The organism is Flavobacterium geliluteum, from assembly GCF_017948595.1.
In the GTDB taxonomy this organism is placed as follows: Bacteria; Bacteroidota; Bacteroidia; order Flavobacteriales; family Flavobacteriaceae; genus Flavobacterium; species Flavobacterium flavipigmentatum.
The window spans coordinates 128,655-143,740 of record NZ_JAGFBV010000008.1 but is presented as its reverse complement, the minus strand read 5'-3'; the positions used below and the strand labels follow the sequence as shown (position 1 = coordinate 143,740).

Annotated in this window: 17 protein-coding genes and 1 tRNA gene; 7 read left to right on the top strand and 11 right to left on the bottom strand. The window is 34.3% G+C overall.

Features of this window, described 5'->3' with window-relative positions:
• Positions 1-217: 217 nt before the first annotated feature.
• The 6 genes from J3495_RS07185 to idi form a co-directional block, all read right to left on the bottom strand.
• Positions 218-291 (bottom strand) — tRNA-Thr (locus J3495_RS07185).
• 78 nt (positions 292-369) lie between these two features.
• Complete coding sequence (locus J3495_RS07180) at positions 370-636, bottom strand: hypothetical protein (RefSeq protein WP_160374524.1); 267 nt, start codon at positions 634-636, stop codon at positions 370-372.
• Positions 637-692: 56 nt separating this feature from the next.
• A complete protein-coding gene (locus J3495_RS07175; protein ID WP_210665869.1) occupies positions 693-1,661 on the bottom strand; it encodes a type I phosphomannose isomerase catalytic subunit in 969 nt (322 codons plus the stop codon).
• A gap of 45 nt (positions 1,662-1,706) precedes the next feature.
• Positions 1,707-2,165 (bottom strand): peroxiredoxin, encoded by a 459-nt coding sequence (locus J3495_RS07170; RefSeq protein ID WP_210665868.1) that lies wholly within the window; start codon positions 2,163-2,165, stop codon positions 1,707-1,709.
• Positions 2,166-2,579, bottom strand: a complete 414-nt coding sequence (locus J3495_RS07165; RefSeq protein ID WP_210665867.1) for a 6-carboxytetrahydropterin synthase — start codon at positions 2,577-2,579, stop codon at positions 2,166-2,168.
• Positions 2,580-2,601: 22 nt separating this feature from the next.
• Positions 2,602-3,129, bottom strand: coding sequence for an isopentenyl-diphosphate Delta-isomerase (gene idi / locus J3495_RS07160; RefSeq protein WP_210665866.1), 528 nt, complete (start codon positions 3,127-3,129; stop codon positions 2,602-2,604).
• A gap of 289 nt (positions 3,130-3,418) precedes the next feature.
• Between idi and msrB the strand changes: the two genes are divergently transcribed.
• From msrB to J3495_RS07145, 3 genes are all read left to right on the top strand, one after another.
• Positions 3,419-3,973: a peptide-methionine (R)-S-oxide reductase MsrB gene (gene msrB / locus J3495_RS07155; protein ID WP_210665865.1), complete on the top strand. Its 555-nt coding sequence runs from the start codon at positions 3,419-3,421 to the stop codon at positions 3,971-3,973.
• 7 nt (positions 3,974-3,980) lie between these two features.
• Positions 3,981-4,598, top strand: coding sequence for a peptide-methionine (S)-S-oxide reductase MsrA (msrA, locus tag J3495_RS07150; RefSeq protein WP_210665864.1), 618 nt, complete (start codon positions 3,981-3,983; stop codon positions 4,596-4,598).
• 131 nt (positions 4,599-4,729) lie between these two features.
• Complete coding sequence (locus J3495_RS07145) at positions 4,730-6,148, top strand: aminopeptidase P N-terminal domain-containing protein (protein WP_210665863.1); 1,419 nt, start codon at positions 4,730-4,732, stop codon at positions 6,146-6,148.
• Between the two features lie 58 nt (positions 6,149-6,206).
• On the opposite strand, the gene J3495_RS07140 is transcribed toward J3495_RS07145, so the two are convergent.
• Positions 6,207-7,289: a DUF6630 family protein gene (locus J3495_RS07140; protein ID WP_210665862.1), complete on the bottom strand. Its 1,083-nt coding sequence runs from the start codon at positions 7,287-7,289 to the stop codon at positions 6,207-6,209.
• Between the two features lie 9 nt (positions 7,290-7,298).
• Positions 7,299-8,885, bottom strand: coding sequence for an NAD(P)/FAD-dependent oxidoreductase (locus tag J3495_RS07135; protein WP_210665861.1), 1,587 nt, complete (start codon positions 8,883-8,885; stop codon positions 7,299-7,301).
• Positions 8,886-9,124: 239 nt separating this feature from the next.
• Here J3495_RS07135 and J3495_RS07130 point away from each other — a divergent pair, with 239 nt between their 5' ends.
• On the top strand, positions 9,125-9,364 hold the full coding sequence (locus J3495_RS07130; protein ID WP_210665860.1) for a hypothetical protein: 240 nt from the start codon (positions 9,125-9,127) through the stop codon (positions 9,362-9,364).
• A gap of 99 nt (positions 9,365-9,463) precedes the next feature.
• Here J3495_RS07130 and J3495_RS07125 read toward each other — a convergent pair whose 3' ends face one another.
• Genes J3495_RS07125 through recQ form a run of 3 tightly spaced genes read right to left on the bottom strand, consistent with a single transcriptional unit; the run spans position 9,464 to position 12,854 of the window.
• Positions 9,464-9,886, bottom strand: a complete 423-nt coding sequence (locus J3495_RS07125) for a hypothetical protein (protein ID WP_210665859.1) — start codon at positions 9,884-9,886, stop codon at positions 9,464-9,466.
• A gap of 4 nt (positions 9,887-9,890) precedes the next feature.
• On the bottom strand, positions 9,891-10,652 hold the full coding sequence (locus J3495_RS07120) for a hypothetical protein (protein WP_210665858.1): 762 nt from the start codon (positions 10,650-10,652) through the stop codon (positions 9,891-9,893).
• A 9-nt stretch (positions 10,653-10,661) separates the two neighbouring features.
• Positions 10,662-12,854 carry a DNA helicase RecQ gene (recQ, locus tag J3495_RS07115; protein ID WP_210665857.1) on the bottom strand — a complete coding sequence of 731 codons (2,193 nt, stop codon included), beginning with the start codon at positions 12,852-12,854 and terminating at the stop codon, positions 10,662-10,664.
• 86 nt (positions 12,855-12,940) lie between these two features.
• On the opposite strand from recQ, the gene J3495_RS07110 reads away from it, so the two are divergent.
• The 3 genes from J3495_RS07110 to J3495_RS07100 are packed head-to-tail and all read left to right on the top strand — an operon-like array spanning position 12,941 to position 15,067.
• Positions 12,941-13,906 carry a KpsF/GutQ family sugar-phosphate isomerase gene (locus J3495_RS07110; protein ID WP_210665856.1) on the top strand — a complete coding sequence of 322 codons (966 nt, stop codon included), beginning with the start codon at positions 12,941-12,943 and terminating at the stop codon, positions 13,904-13,906.
• Positions 13,906-14,721, top strand: coding sequence for a twin-arginine translocase subunit TatC (gene tatC, locus J3495_RS07105; protein WP_210665855.1), 816 nt, complete (start codon positions 13,906-13,908; stop codon positions 14,719-14,721). Before J3495_RS07110 ends, tatC begins: the two co-directional genes overlap by 1 nt.
• On the top strand, positions 14,714-15,067 hold the full coding sequence (locus J3495_RS07100; RefSeq protein ID WP_210665854.1) for a carboxymuconolactone decarboxylase family protein: 354 nt from the start codon (positions 14,714-14,716) through the stop codon (positions 15,065-15,067). The genes tatC and J3495_RS07100 overlap by 8 nt, the downstream gene beginning before the upstream one ends.
• Positions 15,068-15,086: the final 19 nt, after the last annotated feature.

Genomic DNA, 15,086 nt, shown 5'->3' with positions numbered 1-15,086 from the left:
ATTCAATGCTAAAATAAAAGCATTCAGATCAAAATTCAGAGGTGTGAGGAATGTGGAATACTTCCTTTTTAGACTCACTACTATTTATGCATAATTTTTATAACTCCACAGGTTTTCGTGTTGATCCTCCATAAGTTTTTAAATTAAAATGAAAAACTACTATCTTTCAATTTTATCCAAAAAAAAACCACCACTAAAAAGTGATGGTTTATTGTTGAGCCGGCGGAGGGACTCGAACCCACGACCTGCTGATTACAAATCAGCTGCTCTAGCCAACTGAGCTACGCTGGCGACTCATTACGGGTGCAAATATAAGTCTGTTTTTCGTTTTTCCAAAATATATTTGCACTTTTTTATACTTTTTTTTGCCTACAATTCGTTGATTTTAGCAATCAATTGATTTGCAGTTTGTTCCAATTCAACATTTATTTGCTTGAAGTGAGATTTTTTATTTTCAACGTTCTTTGCGTTTACTTTTGTGATTAAAGTATCAAAAGCAGCAATAGCCTCATCGATCAAAGCATTCGTTTCTGGAGTAGGATTTCCTGTTGTAGACATTTCAAACAAGTAAATTGCTTCAATAATATCTCCTAATACGAAGTTGATGTCTTTCTTTAAATTTTTAACGTTTGCCATTTTATTTTAATTTTAATTTGCGTGTGCAAAAGTACATATAATCTTTATATTACGTGCTATGAAATGTAAATTTCTAAAATTGAAGCTTTTCCGCTCAGAACAAATCTAATTATCGCTGCCGGAATCAACACTGTATCTCCTTTTTTATAAGACTGTTTAAAACCATCAAATTCAATATCAAAACTTCCTTCGATACACATATACACCGTAAAAGATTCTCCGGATTTATGCACGTCTTGTTTATTTTCTAACGGAATAAAATTGGTCGTAAAGTAAGGGCAATCCACAACAAGATTAGAAGCATCCGCCGTTGAAGCATATTTTTTCTGTGTTTCTACCTTATTATAATTTATCGCATCCAATGCCAAATCTACATGTAATTCTCTCGTATTGCCCTGAGCATCCTTACGATCAAAATCGTATAAACGATACGTAATATCAGAGGTCTGTTGTATTTCGGCCACGACCAAACCTGCGCCAATAGCATGAACCGTACCTGTTTCTAAAAAGAAAACATCTCCTGCTTTTGCTTTTACCTGGTCTAAAATAGCAACCAAAGTATTGTCTTGTAAATGTTTTAGATAGTCTTCTTTACTCGAATTTTCTTTAAAACCAACAATAATTCTGGCATCCTCATCTGCCTGAGTTACAAACCACATTTCGGTTTTTCCAAAAGAGTTATGACGCTCTTTTGCTAATTTGTCATTAGGATGCACCTGTATCGAAAGGTCTTCGCGAGCATCTAAATACTTAAAAAGCAGCGGAAATTGTTTACCAAAACGTTTATAAACATTGGTTCCTAAAACTTCGTTTGGCGATTCATTAATAATTTCCATCAATGATTTTCCTTTCAAATCTCCGTTGGCGATAATGCTTACATCGCCCTCTACAGTTGATAATTCCCAACTTTCACCTGTAATTTGAGAAGTAATTGGTTTGTTCAGAATTGTTTTTAGTTTTTGTCCTCCCCAAATTCTTTCTTTTAGAATCGGCTCAAACTGTAAAGGATATAATTTTGCTGACATAATTTTCTTTGGCTAATATTAATTTATTAAGGTGTTTAAGGTATTTTAGAGAACTAATTCTTTAATCATTTTCAATGCTTTCGGGATATGTTTTGAAGCATTCATACTATCAAAAATATAAATAACGACACCATTTCTATCAATGATATAAGTGACTCTTCCCGGCAACAGACCAAATAAATTATCGCGCATACCAAAAAGATGTCTCAATTTTTTATCCTGATCTGACAGCAATAGAAAAGGCAACTGATATTTATTTGCAAATTTCTGGTGCGACTTTACACTATCGCTGCTAATTCCAATTACTTCGGCGCCTAAATCTTTAAAATCTTCATATTGATCCCTAAAACTGCACGCTTCGGTTGTACAACCTGGCGTATTGTCTTTTGGGTAAAAATAAATCACTAGTGGCTTTCTTCCTAAAACACTTTTGCTTTCGAAAACCTCTCCATGACTATCTTTTGCAGTAAAATTCGGAACGATATCCCCTATCTTTAGTGACATTTATTCTTCTCCTTTATAAGTTACAAAATTGCGATCTGTTTCATTCAACACCACTTCTAAATCAAAATCGGGTTGAATTTTTTTCCTAATTTTATTCCATATCACAACGGCAATATTTTCTGCAGTTGGATTCAAATCCTGAAATTCCGGTACATCCAGATTCAGATTTTTGTGATCAAACGGAATTTCTACTTCTTCACGTATAATGTCCGCTAATACTTTCACATCCAAAACAAAGCCAGTTTCTGGGTCAATTTTTCCTGTAACACTTACTGTTAAACCATAATTATGACCGTGAAAATTGGGATTGTTGCATTTTCCAAAAACAGCATCGTTTTTTTCAAATGACCAATCTTTTCTGTACAATCGATGTGCAGCATTAAAATGTGCTTTTCTTGATATGGTTACTCTCATTTAGGGTTTTGGTTAGAATAATTTAAATTTTGTGATCTTCTAAATAGTGATAAAATTCGTCAAATATAATTTTGAACCATACGGTATACTTTTCAGGATGATGTTGAATGTCGTTTTTAACCTCTTCAATTGGCATCCATTTCCAGTCTTCTACTTCCTCTCGATTGATAATAGGTTCTTCGTTAAAATAACCTATCATTACGTGATCGAGTTCGTGCTCTGTCAAACCATTATCAAAAGGAGCTTTGTATATAAAATGAAAAAGCTCTTTCAACTCGGTTTTAAAACCCATTTCTTCAAACAATCTTCGGCTTCCGGCTTCGATATTGCTTTCCCCTTCACGCTGATGACTGCAGCATGTATTGGTCCAGAGTAAAGGTGAGTGATACTTTTGATGGGCACGCTGCTGCAGCATGATTTCGTTTTTATTATTTAAAACAAAAACTGAAAAAGCGCGGTGTAAAAGTGCTTTTTCATGTGCTTCTAATTTTGGCATCAAGCCAATTTGCTCATCATATTGATTAACTAATATTACGTTTTCTTCTATCATAGGGCTTATTGTCCTAACAAAAATACGAAAAAAGAAATGCTTAGAAAATCTCAGAAAAGATTGTGATAATTTTAACTTTGGATTAATCTTTTTAAAGCCTTAATTTTTAAATTATTACAAAAAAATATTTTTAGAAAATCCATTAAAAATAATCTTTAAAAACTATTGGCTTTTATTTTGCGTAAATAAAAAAAAGTTAAAACATACTTAAAAATAACCGAATTGTAAACTGTACGACATTTCTAAACAAACTCTCTTCGTACCTTTGAAATACAAAAATTAATGCATTATGAAAACAAAAACACATTTTTTTAGCATTTGCTTTTTATTACCTCTTTTTATCCTTCAAGCTTGCGGACAAACTGCAAAAAAAGGAACATCTAAAGTTACCTCTATGGAAAATAAAATATCAAAACCAGGAAATCCTTATTATTCAAACACAGACACTACAAAACTTATTGTGAGCAATGCCGAATGGAAAAAAGTACTTCCAGAAGATGTTTATGATGTGATGAGAAATGCAGATACTGAAAGGCCTTTTACAGGAAAATACTGGAACACCGACGAAAAGGGAACGTATTATTGCGCATCCTGCGGCAACAAACTTTTTAGATCCGGAGCCAAATTTGCAAGCAGTTGCGGATGGCCAAGCTTTTTCGAGCAAGACAATAAAAAAAGCATTGTTTATAAAAATGATAACTCACTGGGAATGGAGAGAATTGAAGCCCTTTGCGGAAGATGTAACGGTCATCTAGGACATTTATTTGATGACGGTCCCGAACCAACCGGTAAACGTTACTGCATGAACTCGATTGCACTTGATTTTATTCCTGATACTAAATAAATTGACTATGAAAAACATAATTACAGTTTGTTTTTTTGTGCTTTCTTTAAGCGGATTTGCACAAAATGACAAAACAAAAAAAACAATCAATATAGAAACCATTACCATTGGAGGAGGCTGTTACTGGTGCGTTGAAGCTGTATATGAAAATTTGAACGGTGTAAAATCTGTAGTTTCGGGTTTTTCCGGAGGACACGTTGCCAATCCCAGCTACGAAGAGGTTTGTACTGGTACAACAGGAGCTGCGGAAGTTGTTCAAATAACCTTTGATAAAAATACCACTGATCTTAATGAAATTTTCAAAGTCTTTTTTACCGTTCACGATCCAACGACACTCAACAGACAAGGTGCCGATGTTGGTACTCAGTACCGTTCTGTAATTTTTTATAAAAATGCAGAACAAAAAAAAGCAGCAGAAAGCATCATTGCAGAGCTTAACAAAGCAAAAGTGTATGACAGCCCAATTGTGACCAAGATCGAACCTTTTAAAACTTTTTACAAAGCCGAAGATTATCATCAGAACTACTATGCCAACAACAAGAATCAGCCTTACTGCAAAATGGTAATTCAACCTAAAATAGAAAAGTTCGAGAAGGTTTTTAAAGACAAACTCAAAAAGAAATAATAGTTTTATACATTATTGATTCAGATAACCGCTCATTTTCATGGGCGGTTTTTTATTTAGAACTACTTTTCGTATTTTTTTGTAATTTGCAGTCAAGAGCAATTCAAAAAAACCATCAAATAAACCTAAAAATGAAGCAGTTATTTCTATTTTTCACTTTCTTAATTTGCACAAATCTGATACATTCGCAGGAAAATTTACCGACTGACTATTTATCAAAAGAATTTCATGAAGGCAGACGTGAAGCATTTAGAAATTTGATGCCGGCAAATTCGGTAGCCGTTATTTTTTCGTATCCCGAAAGAGTTTTTTCAAGAGATATCAATTATAATTTTCATCAAAATCCAGACTTATATTACCTAACGGGCTATAAAGAACCAGATGCCGTTTTATTTATATTTAAAGAAATACAAAATATCGGAGCAGATTCTTACAACGAAGTGTTTTTTGTCAGAGAAAGAAATGCCGCTCGTGAAATCTGGACCGGAAGACGACTTGGAGTGGAGGGAACGAAAGCGAAACTAGGAATTTCGACCGTTTATAATGGAGGTGATTTTAAAGATTTTACTATTGATTTTAAAAAATTCAGCAAAATTATCTACGACAAAATTCCAAACGACATAACAAACGACACTTCAGGCTTTGATCTTTTTGGGTTACTTCAAACTTTCAAAGTAAAAGCAGGCATTAATCAGGAAGACCCGGCATCCCTGGGAACTTTTTATGACATCACCAGTACGTTGCGCGAAATAAAAACTCCCGAAGAGGTCGATTTAATGCGTAAATCTGTTCGATTATCGTGCGTGGCTCACAATGAAGTGATGAAAGCGATAAACACCGAAATGAGCGAAAATGAAGCGGATGGTATTCATGCCTACATTCATAGAAAATATGGCGCAGAAGGCGAAGGTTATCCTCCAATTGTGGGTGTTGGTGCCAACGGTTGTATTTTGCATTATGGTGAAAACAATAGCACAAAAATGAATAATCAGCTATTATTGATGGATGTTGGGTCTGAATATCACGGCTACTCCGCAGATGTCACGAGAACAATTCCGGCCAACGGAAAATTTACAGAAGAGCAAAAAGCCATCTACCAGTTGGTATACGATGCGCAAGAAGCTGTTTTTAAAATCTGTAAAGAAGGAACTCCATTGATCGATCTGAATACTACTGCCAGAGAAGTTTTAGCCAATGGATTACTAAAATTAGGAATCATTAAAAATCGCGAAGAGGTAAAAATTTATTATCCGCATGGGTGCTCACATTTCCTTGGTTTAGACGTGCATGACAAAGGAAATTTTAAGGGTGCGAAAACTGCGCTAAAAGAAAATATGATCATTACCGTCGAACCGGGAATTTATATCCCAGCCAATAGCAATTGTGATAAAAAATGGTGGAATATTGGTGTTCGCATCGAAGATGATATTTTGATAAAAAAAGATTCTTACGAAAACCTCTCTGCTGAATCACCAAGGAAATGGGAAGAAATTGAAAAATTAGCTTCAGAAAAAAGCACTTTCAATGAATTGAAATTACCTAAAATATAAGTTTTAACAAAATATAAAAATAGTCTTATTTCAATTGTAAATGAGACTATTTTTTGTTTTACAATTGATTGACTTCAATCTTGGTTATTTCAGACAATTCTAAGATTCTGTTAACGTCTTTTTTATTGGCCACAAAAAACAAGTAATTATCGCCGTGCGTATCGTAAGTCATTAATTCGAGATCATATTTTCCTAAAGCCGACTGAATATAAGGAAATAAATCATGGCTATAAGTCTCTTCGGGATACTCAAAATTAAGCGCTTCGCCAATCATTTCAGAAATGAAATATTCGGCATCTTCAGGATCAAATTTCCAGTCACTATTCCAGCAATCAATACTTTCAAAAAAGTCAAAATGACCTTCTGTCATTTTGTAATATTCTTTTGTAGAATTTTTTAAGAGCTTTTTTGATAGTTTTTTGAGTAGCTTTTCTTCAATATTTCCTCTCGAAACCAATCTGATAAACTCCTGAAAAGTTTCCTGAGTAACTTCGATAATTTCCGGCAATAAATTTTCCTGCGAAGGAACTACAATGCCCTCTGGTAATTCAATTTTTAAGTACTGACACATTCCTTGCAACACTCGCTCCAATTCTTTAAAACCTATTTTCTGAATATCGTTTTTCGGCTCATTGACAGTAATAGGTTCTGTTTCTAATAATGCTCTGGTGTAATTAAGAAAATAACTATTGCTGTACAAAACCCTAAAATCATTGGTTTCTAAACTATTGGTACAACAAAAGAAAATGATAAAATTATGCAAAACATGTTTTACATATTGCTTCATTTCTGGAGTTGGAGCCGAATAAAATTGAATGTGAATGTAATCATATTCTAATCCCTGCTCGATTTGATCAGCAGAAAGCGGCCCTATATCTATCTTTTTATATAATTCGTTTAAAACTTCATAAGCATTTTTAAAACCACTTTTCTCCATTTCATTTCGGGCCTCTTCATAATCAAAAGCCGTTGGAAAAGAATACAAATTCACAGCAACCGTATCGTGAATTCCTTTCATTTTAAATTCAAAATGATTTACTTCTTCATATAAATAAGTGTAAATCGAATTTAGAACATCAAACGAAACTATAGATTCTGGATTATGATTTCTTCCGAAAAAATTTGAAAAGAAGTTTTTCATAAAATTATTTTATTTTAAAGTTGCAGCAATCATCAAAGCGCATTTTTCGCCATCAATAGCCGCCGATATTATTCCGCCTGCATATCCTGCGCCCTCTCCGCACGGATACAAACCTTTTATTTGCAAATGCTCGTAAGTTTCGGGATTTCTAGGAATACGAACTGGCGATGAAGTTCTACTTTCCGGTGCATGCAGGATAGCTTCATTAGTTAAATAACCACGCATCGATTTTCCGAATTCCTGAAAACCTTCACGCAATATCTGAGAAAGAAACCCAGGAAAAACCTGCCCCATTTCTACAGAAGTTGTTCCTGGCACATAAGAGGTTTTCGGGATATCTGAAGATACTTTATTTTGCGTAAAATCGACCATTCGTTGCGCCGGTACTTTTTGGGTTTGCTTCGCCTGTTCGCTAACGCTCGAGTGTCCCGCTAAATGCCATGCTTTTTGCTCGATACTTTTCTGAAACTCCATTCCTGCCAAAGCGCCAAATTTGGCAAAAGGTTTAAAATCTTCTAATTTTAATTCGATTACAATGCCAGAATTTGCCGTAATCTGATCTCTTTTTGATGGCGACCAACCGTTGGTAACTACTTCGCCAGGGCTTGTGGCACAAGGCGCAATCACACCTCCGGGACACATACAAAAAGAATACATACCGCGACCACCCACTTGTTTTACTATCGAATATGGTGCCGGCGGCAAATGTTCTCCACGATAATCACAACTGTACTGAATACTATCAATTAAGGTTTGCGAATGCTCTGCACGAACCCCTAACGCAAAAGGTTTTGCTTCGATAAAAATTTTCTTTCGGTCTAATAATTCAAAAATATCTCGTGCCGAATGTCCTGTGGCCAGGATCAATTTATTGGCAACAATTGTATCTCCTTTTTGAGTCACAATCCCTGCTACTTCATTATTTTTTATCAAAATATCAGTCACTCGGGTATCAAATAAAACCTGTCCACCAAACTCGATAATTTTATTTCGAATGTCTTCGATAATTTTAGGCAATTTATTGGTTCCAATATGCGGATGCGCTTCGATTAAAATATCTTCTGAAGCACCAAAAGCCACTAAAAGTTCTAAAATTCGGGTAACATCGCCCCGTTTTTTAGAGCGTGTGTACAATTTCCCGTCAGAATAAGTTCCAGCGCCACCTTCGCCAAAACAGTAATTAGAATCTTCGTTGACAATATGATCTACATTGATCGCTTTTAAGTCTCGGCGACGGCCACGAACATCTTTTCCACGTTCGATTACAATCGGCTTTAAGCCTAATTCTATTAATTGCAAAGCAGCAAAAAGACCGGCTGGACCTGCTCCTACGACGATTACTTCCTGAGCCGAAGAAACATTTTTATAAACAGGCAACTCAATTTTATTTTCCTGAAAAGGTTCTCCTTGAAGAAAAATCGTAACTTTCAGATTGATTTTTATCGCTTTCTGACGTGCATCAATGGATCGTTTTAAAATAGCAACATGTTGAATTTCTTTTGGGGAAACTTTTATTTGTTTGGATAAATAGTCTTTCAGCAACAATTCGTTTGCGGCTATTTCGGGTGTCACCTGAAGTAAAAGTTCTCTTGGCATTGTTTTTTATTTATTCAATTAGCTTTTCTATTTATGAAAAGAACATGCAAAAATACTATTTTGAACTGACTTTATATAATTAACCGCAAAGTAAGCTACGATTTTAAAGGTATCGTTTTCTATGGTGAAAGTAAAATTAAATCTTAGCGCACTTTGCGGTTAATTCTACAGTAAATTTTTAATCTTGCTAAAAAAGACTTTGTACCTTTGCCTCTCAAAACCTTTGCACCTTAAAAATAATGTCTAGAAAAATAAAATTGATTTGGGATTTTCGAGGTCCAGCCTCAGAAAAAACAGCAGAACACCACGAAATTCATTTGAAAGAATATATCACTATAGAAAAGCTTCCGCTAAATATTACGGGTTTTAAAATCATCAACGACATGCATGCAATTGCTTTTATAGTTGTCACTGACGAAAATATGATCGTGGTTCGTGATGCTTTGAAACCACATCGCGGGGAAGTATATGAAGGGTGAAATTCCAAAAATCAAAAATTTTCAATAAAAAAATCCAAATTCCAAACTATTAGTAGCACTTGGGATTTGGAATTTTAAAATATTGGAATTAGTCCTGAATTATTTTAGATCAAGTCTGTAATCACTGAATGTATAGGTATTATTATCTTTTCCTAACAACTTAATACTTTTGAACTCAACAGATTCTTCACCTTTTACTTCATATTTGTAAACATCAATATCTTTACTGCTTTCTGAAGCTTCGTAAAACTTACCATCTTCAGTCCACCATTTTCCTTTTTCGGTAAAAGTCTGAACTTCGCAATCTTCTTTTGCAGTAAACATTATCATGTAAGTACCATCTGCAAATCTTTGTTGTATCCAGTGTTTTTCAACTCCCTCTATTTGGGCGTCTTTCTCAAAACCTTTCCAAATACCCACTAATTTTGTATCGTTCTCTTTTTTATCGATTGAAAAACTAAAAATTAAAATTGAAAATACTGCCAAGGCAATTATTTTAAATAACGGAGATATTTTTTTCATACAATTAATTAGTTGGGATTTCTATTGTTTTCATATAATCATTTAAAAAAACAAACATAAAAGAATCTATTTGTTTATCTGCTCTAAATTCAGCTTCCTTTTTCTTTAGTGATTTGTTTTCTTTTCCGGTACCAGGATTTTCAATCAAAAAGACACTATTATTATTCATACCAAATTCACTAGTTGTCTCATCTTTAAACTCTTTAACTTTAAGTTTATATTCTTCAGTTCGTTTATAATACTTAAAATAATCAATTTTAAATATTTGAAATTCCTTTGCAGTCAATTTTTTCGATTTAATCTTAATTCCGTTTTTTATTTCCATCAGATTATAATTTTCATATAAAGAACTATAACCCATATGAACGTATTGAAGCATCTTTCCAGATGGACATATTAATAAACCCGAATAAAAATCACATTCAAAATTAGATTGCATTCCAAATACATCCTTATATATAGATGTCAAAAAATAATCCGTTTCGCCTTTGCTATTTTCTTTGTAATCTTCTTTATAAATATTTTCAACAACCAATTTTCCATCTAAGAATTTAAAATACGCAATATAACCTCGCCAATTCCCACTAGAAACGCCAGTTATTAATTTTTCAGGAATCGGATGAATATTAAAATATTCTTCTAACGGATTTGACTGAATTTTTAAAGTATCCTTATCAATGATTAAATAATCCGGAGCCTGAGCCGTCGCAAATGATTTAATAGATATGAGAATAACAAAAGTAAAAAGCAATTTTAAAAACTTCATAAATCTATTTTAATTCGCTACTTCGCTAATAAACTTAATTCTCATCAATCTTAATTCATCAATATCATAATCCCCATCAAATTCTTTTAAAGCATCTTCGATTTTATCGGATTCTGATTCCATAAAATAATCATGAATTTCTTCTTGCTGATCATCATCGAGCATGTCATCAACCCAATATTTTATATTGAGCTTAGTACCCGCATAGACAATTTGCTCCATTTCTTTAATCAAAGCATCCATTGTAAGTCCTTTGGCAGAAGCAATATCATTTAAAGATAATTTCCTGTCAATATTTTGAATGATATACAATTTATTGGCGGAATTTACTCCCGTAGATTTTACGACCAAATCGTCTGGGCGAATAATATCGTTATCCTCTACATAGCGATTAATTAAAGTTATAAAATCGCTTCCGTATTTTTTAGCTTTTCCTTCTCCAACACCGTGAATGTTGTACAATTCGGTTAAACTAATCGGATATTTTAAAGCCATATCTTCAAGCGAAGGATCCTGAAAAACCACAAACGGTGGTACTCCGAGTTTTTTGGCTACTTTTTTACGTAATTCTCGCAACATTCCCATCAACACTTCATCGGCTGTTCCGGATGATTTTGCGGCTGTTACTATTGCATCATCTTCAGATTCGTTGTATTCGTGGTCTTCAGACATCATAAATGAAACTGGTTTTTTGATAAAGTCCAATCCGTTTTGGGTGATTTTTACAATGCCATAAGTTTCGATATCCTTAGATAAATAACCAGTCACCAAAACTTGGCGAAGCAAAGCCATCCAATATTTTTCGTCATGATCGGCACCAGACCCAAAAAAAGATTGCGTATCTGTTTTATGAGCTTTAATCACTGCATTCACGCGTCCAATTAAGGTATAAACAAGTTCTTTAGATTTATAAATATGTTTGGTATCGCGAACAATTTCTAACAATTTAACCACTTGATCCTGAGCTTCGATTCGGCTTTTAGGATTGCGAACGTTATCATCCATGTCGGCACCATCTCCGTCATCCGGAAATTCTTCACCAAAATAATGCAGCAAGAATTTTCTACGTGACATCGAAGTTTCGGCGTAAGCCACCACTTCCTGCAATAAAGCAAAACCTATTTCTTGCTCTGCAACGGGTTTTCCAGACATGAATTTTTCTAGTTTTTCGACATCTTTATACGAGTAATATGCCAAGCAATGTCCCTCTCCTCCATCACGACCTGCACGACCAGTTTCTTGATAATAACTTTCCAGTGATTTTGGAATATCATGATGAATCACGAATCGAACGTCTGGCTTATCAATTCCCATTCCGAATGCAATCGTAGCCACCACAACATCTACATCTTCCATCAAAAACATGTCTTGATGTTTGGCTCTTGTTTTGGCATCTAAACCTGCGTGATAAGGAACCGCGCTAATACCATTTACCTGTAAAACCTCAGCAATTGACTCGACTTTTTTGCGGCTCAGGCAATAAATAATCCCAGATTTGCCTTTGTGTTGTTTGATAAATCGAATAATATCCGATTCTATATTTTTAGTTTTAGTACGAACTTCGTAATATAAATTAGGTCTGTTAAAAGATGCTTTAAAAGTGGTTGCATCCGACATTTCAAGATTTTTAAGAATATCTTCCTGAACTTTTGGCGTTGCAGTTGCGGTAAGGCCAATAATAGGTACACTTCCTAATTGCTTGATAATATTTTTCAGATTTCTGTACTCCGGTCTAAAATCATGACCCCATTCTGAAATACAATGTGCTTCGTCGATGGCTACAAAAGAGATGGGGACACTTTGCAAAAAAGCCACGTATTCTTCTTTAGTTAAAGATTCTGGAGCAACATACAAAAGCTTAGTCAAACCAGAAGTAATATCTTTTTTTACCTGAGTAATTTCGGTTTTGGTAAGAGAAGAATTTAAAACATGGGCAATGCCATTTTCTGAAGAAAGACTTCGAATAGCATCTACCTGATTTTTCATCAAAGCAATCAAAGGAGAAACAACTATTGCTGTTCCATCTTGAATTAAAGCGGGCAATTGATAACAAAGAGATTTTCCACCACCAGTTGGCATAATCACAAACGTATTCTTTTTACCTAAGATACTTGTTATGACCTGCTCCTGCAACCCCTTAAATTGGCTAAAGCCGAAATACTTCTTTAATTCTTTGTGTATTTCAATTTCGTTTGAATTCATTCTTTATATTATGGTATTTTGTATAAATTTGCAACACATAAAGATACAACTTTCTTTTATACATACAAATTTTTAAATATTCTGTTTTGATAACAAAAGAAAATATATTGGCTATCGCCAAAAAAACAATACTCTCTGAAAGTGAAGCGATTACAAAACTAATTGATTTTCTTGACGAAAATTTTTACGAAGCTACCCAACGCATTTACGAAACCAAAGGCCGTTTGATCGTTACAGGCATCGGAAAAAGTGCCATAATTGCTCAAAAAATGGTCGCTACTTTCAATTCAACAGGAACACCTTCTATGTTTTTGCATGCTTCAGAAGCCATTCATGGTGACTTAGGCATGATACAAAAAGAAGATATTATTATTTGTATTTCGAAAAGCGGAAATAGCCCTGAAATAAAAGTTCTGGTTCCATTATTAAAACGTTTTGGAAATACTTTGATTGCAATAACAGGAAATATTACCTCTTTTTTGGCCAAAGGTTCAGATTACATTTTGAACACTACGGTTGATATGGAAGCCTGTCCAATAAATTTAGCACCAACAAACAGCACTACAGCACAGCTTGTCATGGGGGATGCCCTAGCCGTTTGTTTAATGGAAATGAGAGATTTTAAACCCGAAGATTTTGCCGTTTATCATCCTGGTGGCGCATTAGGTAAAAAATTGTTACTTCGTGTAAAAGATATGATAGAGCATTCTTTAAAACCAATGGTTACTCCAGAAACTTCTGTTAAAAAAGTAATTTTTGAAATTTCAGAAAAACGATTGGGCGTAACAGCAGTGATAGAAAATGATAAAATAATTGGTATTATTACCGATGGAGACATTAGAAGAATGCTAAATGACCGGGATTCTATTGCAGATTTAACCGCCAAAGATATTATGACTAAAAATCCGAAACTGGTTTCTTCAGAAACTATGGCGGTAGATGCGCTAAATATTCTTGAAGATTTTTCAATAACCCAATTGATTGTCTCAGACGAAGGAACATACAAAGGAGTTTTACATTTACATGATATTTTAAAAGAAGGAATCGTATAATGGCAAAAAAAAACCTGAGCGAAATGTCGTTCTTAGACCATCTTGAAGAACTAAGATGGCTTTTAGTTAGAAGTACAATTGCAGTAGTCATCATGGCTTTTATCACTTATTTTGTTAGTGATTATCTTTTTGATGTAATTCTTTTGGGACCAACTCGACCAACGTTTTTTACCTATCAATGGTTTTGTGATTTATCTCATCAGTTAGGCTTTGCAGATAGCATTTGCATCACCGAACTGAATTTTATTATACAAAATACCGAGATGGAAGGTCAAGTCAACATCTTTGTATGGATGTGTATTTTGGCAGGATTTGTTATGAGTTTTCCTTATATTTTATGGGAAGTTTGGAAATTTATCAGTCCCGCTTTGTATGAAAAAGAAAAGAAAAATGCTAAGACATTTATTTTCACTTCTTCTTTATTATTTTTCTTGGGAGTGCTTTTTGGCTATTATGTAGTCATTCCGATGTCTGTAAATTTTGTCGCTACTTTCTCGGTGAGTGATGTAGTAAAAAATCAATTTACACTGGACTCTTATATGGGAATGGTAAAAACCAGTATTCTGGCCAGCGGATTATTTTTCGAATTGCCCATCATCATTTATTTCTTAACCAAATTAGGACTGGTAACACCTGCTTTTTTGAGGAAATATTGGAAATATGCTGTTATCATCATCTTAATTGTAGCGGCAATCGTAACACCTCCAGACGTTGTGAGCCAAACCATCGTTGCCATACCAATGTTATTAATTTACGAGGTGAGTATCCTTATTTCGAGAATTGTTTATAAAAATAAAATCAAAGAAAATGTCTGAATTAATTCAAGAATTTAACGACTATCGTTCTAAAATGAACGAAAAATTGCTCGCAGATAACAACAAAATTGTTAAGCGAATCTTTAATCTTGACACCAATGCCTACGCACCCGGTGCTCTTGATGTAAAAACAAAAGAACTTTTAGGGCTTGTTGCATCGGCCGTTTTACGCTGCGATGATTGTGTAAAATACCACTTAGAAACCAGCCATAAAGAAGGAGTAACCAAAGAAGAAATGATGGAAGCAATGGGAATTGCAACTCTTGTTGGAGGAACAATCGTAATCCCGCATTTGCGCAGAGCATACGAATTCTGGGAAGCTTTGGAAGAAGCCGAAACTAAATAAATGTTAACAGGTTTATTTG

What these genes read in the sequence shown, in the direction of transcription:
- J3495_RS07180 (WP_160374524.1), bottom strand. Translation starts at nt 636, where the DNA reads ATGGCAAACGTTAAAAATTTAAAGAAAGACATCAACTTCGTATTAGGA.
- J3495_RS07175 (WP_210665869.1), bottom strand. Translation starts at nt 1,661, where the DNA reads ATGTCAGCAAAATTATATCCTTTACAGTTTGAGCCGATTCTAAAAGAA.
- J3495_RS07170 (WP_210665868.1), bottom strand. Translation starts at nt 2,165, where the DNA reads ATGTCACTAAAGATAGGGGATATCGTTCCGAATTTTACTGCAAAAGAT.
- J3495_RS07165 (WP_210665867.1), bottom strand. Translation starts at nt 2,579, where the DNA reads ATGAGAGTAACCATATCAAGAAAAGCACATTTTAATGCTGCACATCGA.
- idi (WP_210665866.1), bottom strand. Translation starts at nt 3,129, where the DNA reads ATGATAGAAGAAAACGTAATATTAGTTAATCAATATGATGAGCAAATT.
- msrB (WP_210665865.1), top strand. Translation starts at nt 3,419, where the DNA reads ATGAAAACAAAAACACATTTTTTTAGCATTTGCTTTTTATTACCTCTT.
- msrA (WP_210665864.1), top strand. Translation starts at nt 3,981, where the DNA reads ATGAAAAACATAATTACAGTTTGTTTTTTTGTGCTTTCTTTAAGCGGA.
- J3495_RS07145 (WP_210665863.1), top strand. Translation starts at nt 4,730, where the DNA reads ATGAAGCAGTTATTTCTATTTTTCACTTTCTTAATTTGCACAAATCTG.
- J3495_RS07140 (WP_210665862.1), bottom strand. Translation starts at nt 7,289, where the DNA reads ATGAAAAACTTCTTTTCAAATTTTTTCGGAAGAAATCATAATCCAGAA.
- J3495_RS07135 (WP_210665861.1), bottom strand. Translation starts at nt 8,885, where the DNA reads ATGCCAAGAGAACTTTTACTTCAGGTGACACCCGAAATAGCCGCAAAC.
- J3495_RS07130 (WP_210665860.1), top strand. Translation starts at nt 9,125, where the DNA reads ATGTCTAGAAAAATAAAATTGATTTGGGATTTTCGAGGTCCAGCCTCA.
- J3495_RS07125 (WP_210665859.1), bottom strand. Translation starts at nt 9,886, where the DNA reads ATGAAAAAAATATCTCCGTTATTTAAAATAATTGCCTTGGCAGTATTT.
- J3495_RS07120 (WP_210665858.1), bottom strand. Translation starts at nt 10,652, where the DNA reads ATGAAGTTTTTAAAATTGCTTTTTACTTTTGTTATTCTCATATCTATT.
- recQ (WP_210665857.1), bottom strand. Translation starts at nt 12,854, where the DNA reads ATGAATTCAAACGAAATTGAAATACACAAAGAATTAAAGAAGTATTTC.
- tatC (WP_210665855.1), top strand. Translation starts at nt 13,906, where the DNA reads ATGGCAAAAAAAAACCTGAGCGAAATGTCGTTCTTAGACCATCTTGAA.
- J3495_RS07100 (WP_210665854.1), top strand. Translation starts at nt 14,714, where the DNA reads ATGTCTGAATTAATTCAAGAATTTAACGACTATCGTTCTAAAATGAAC.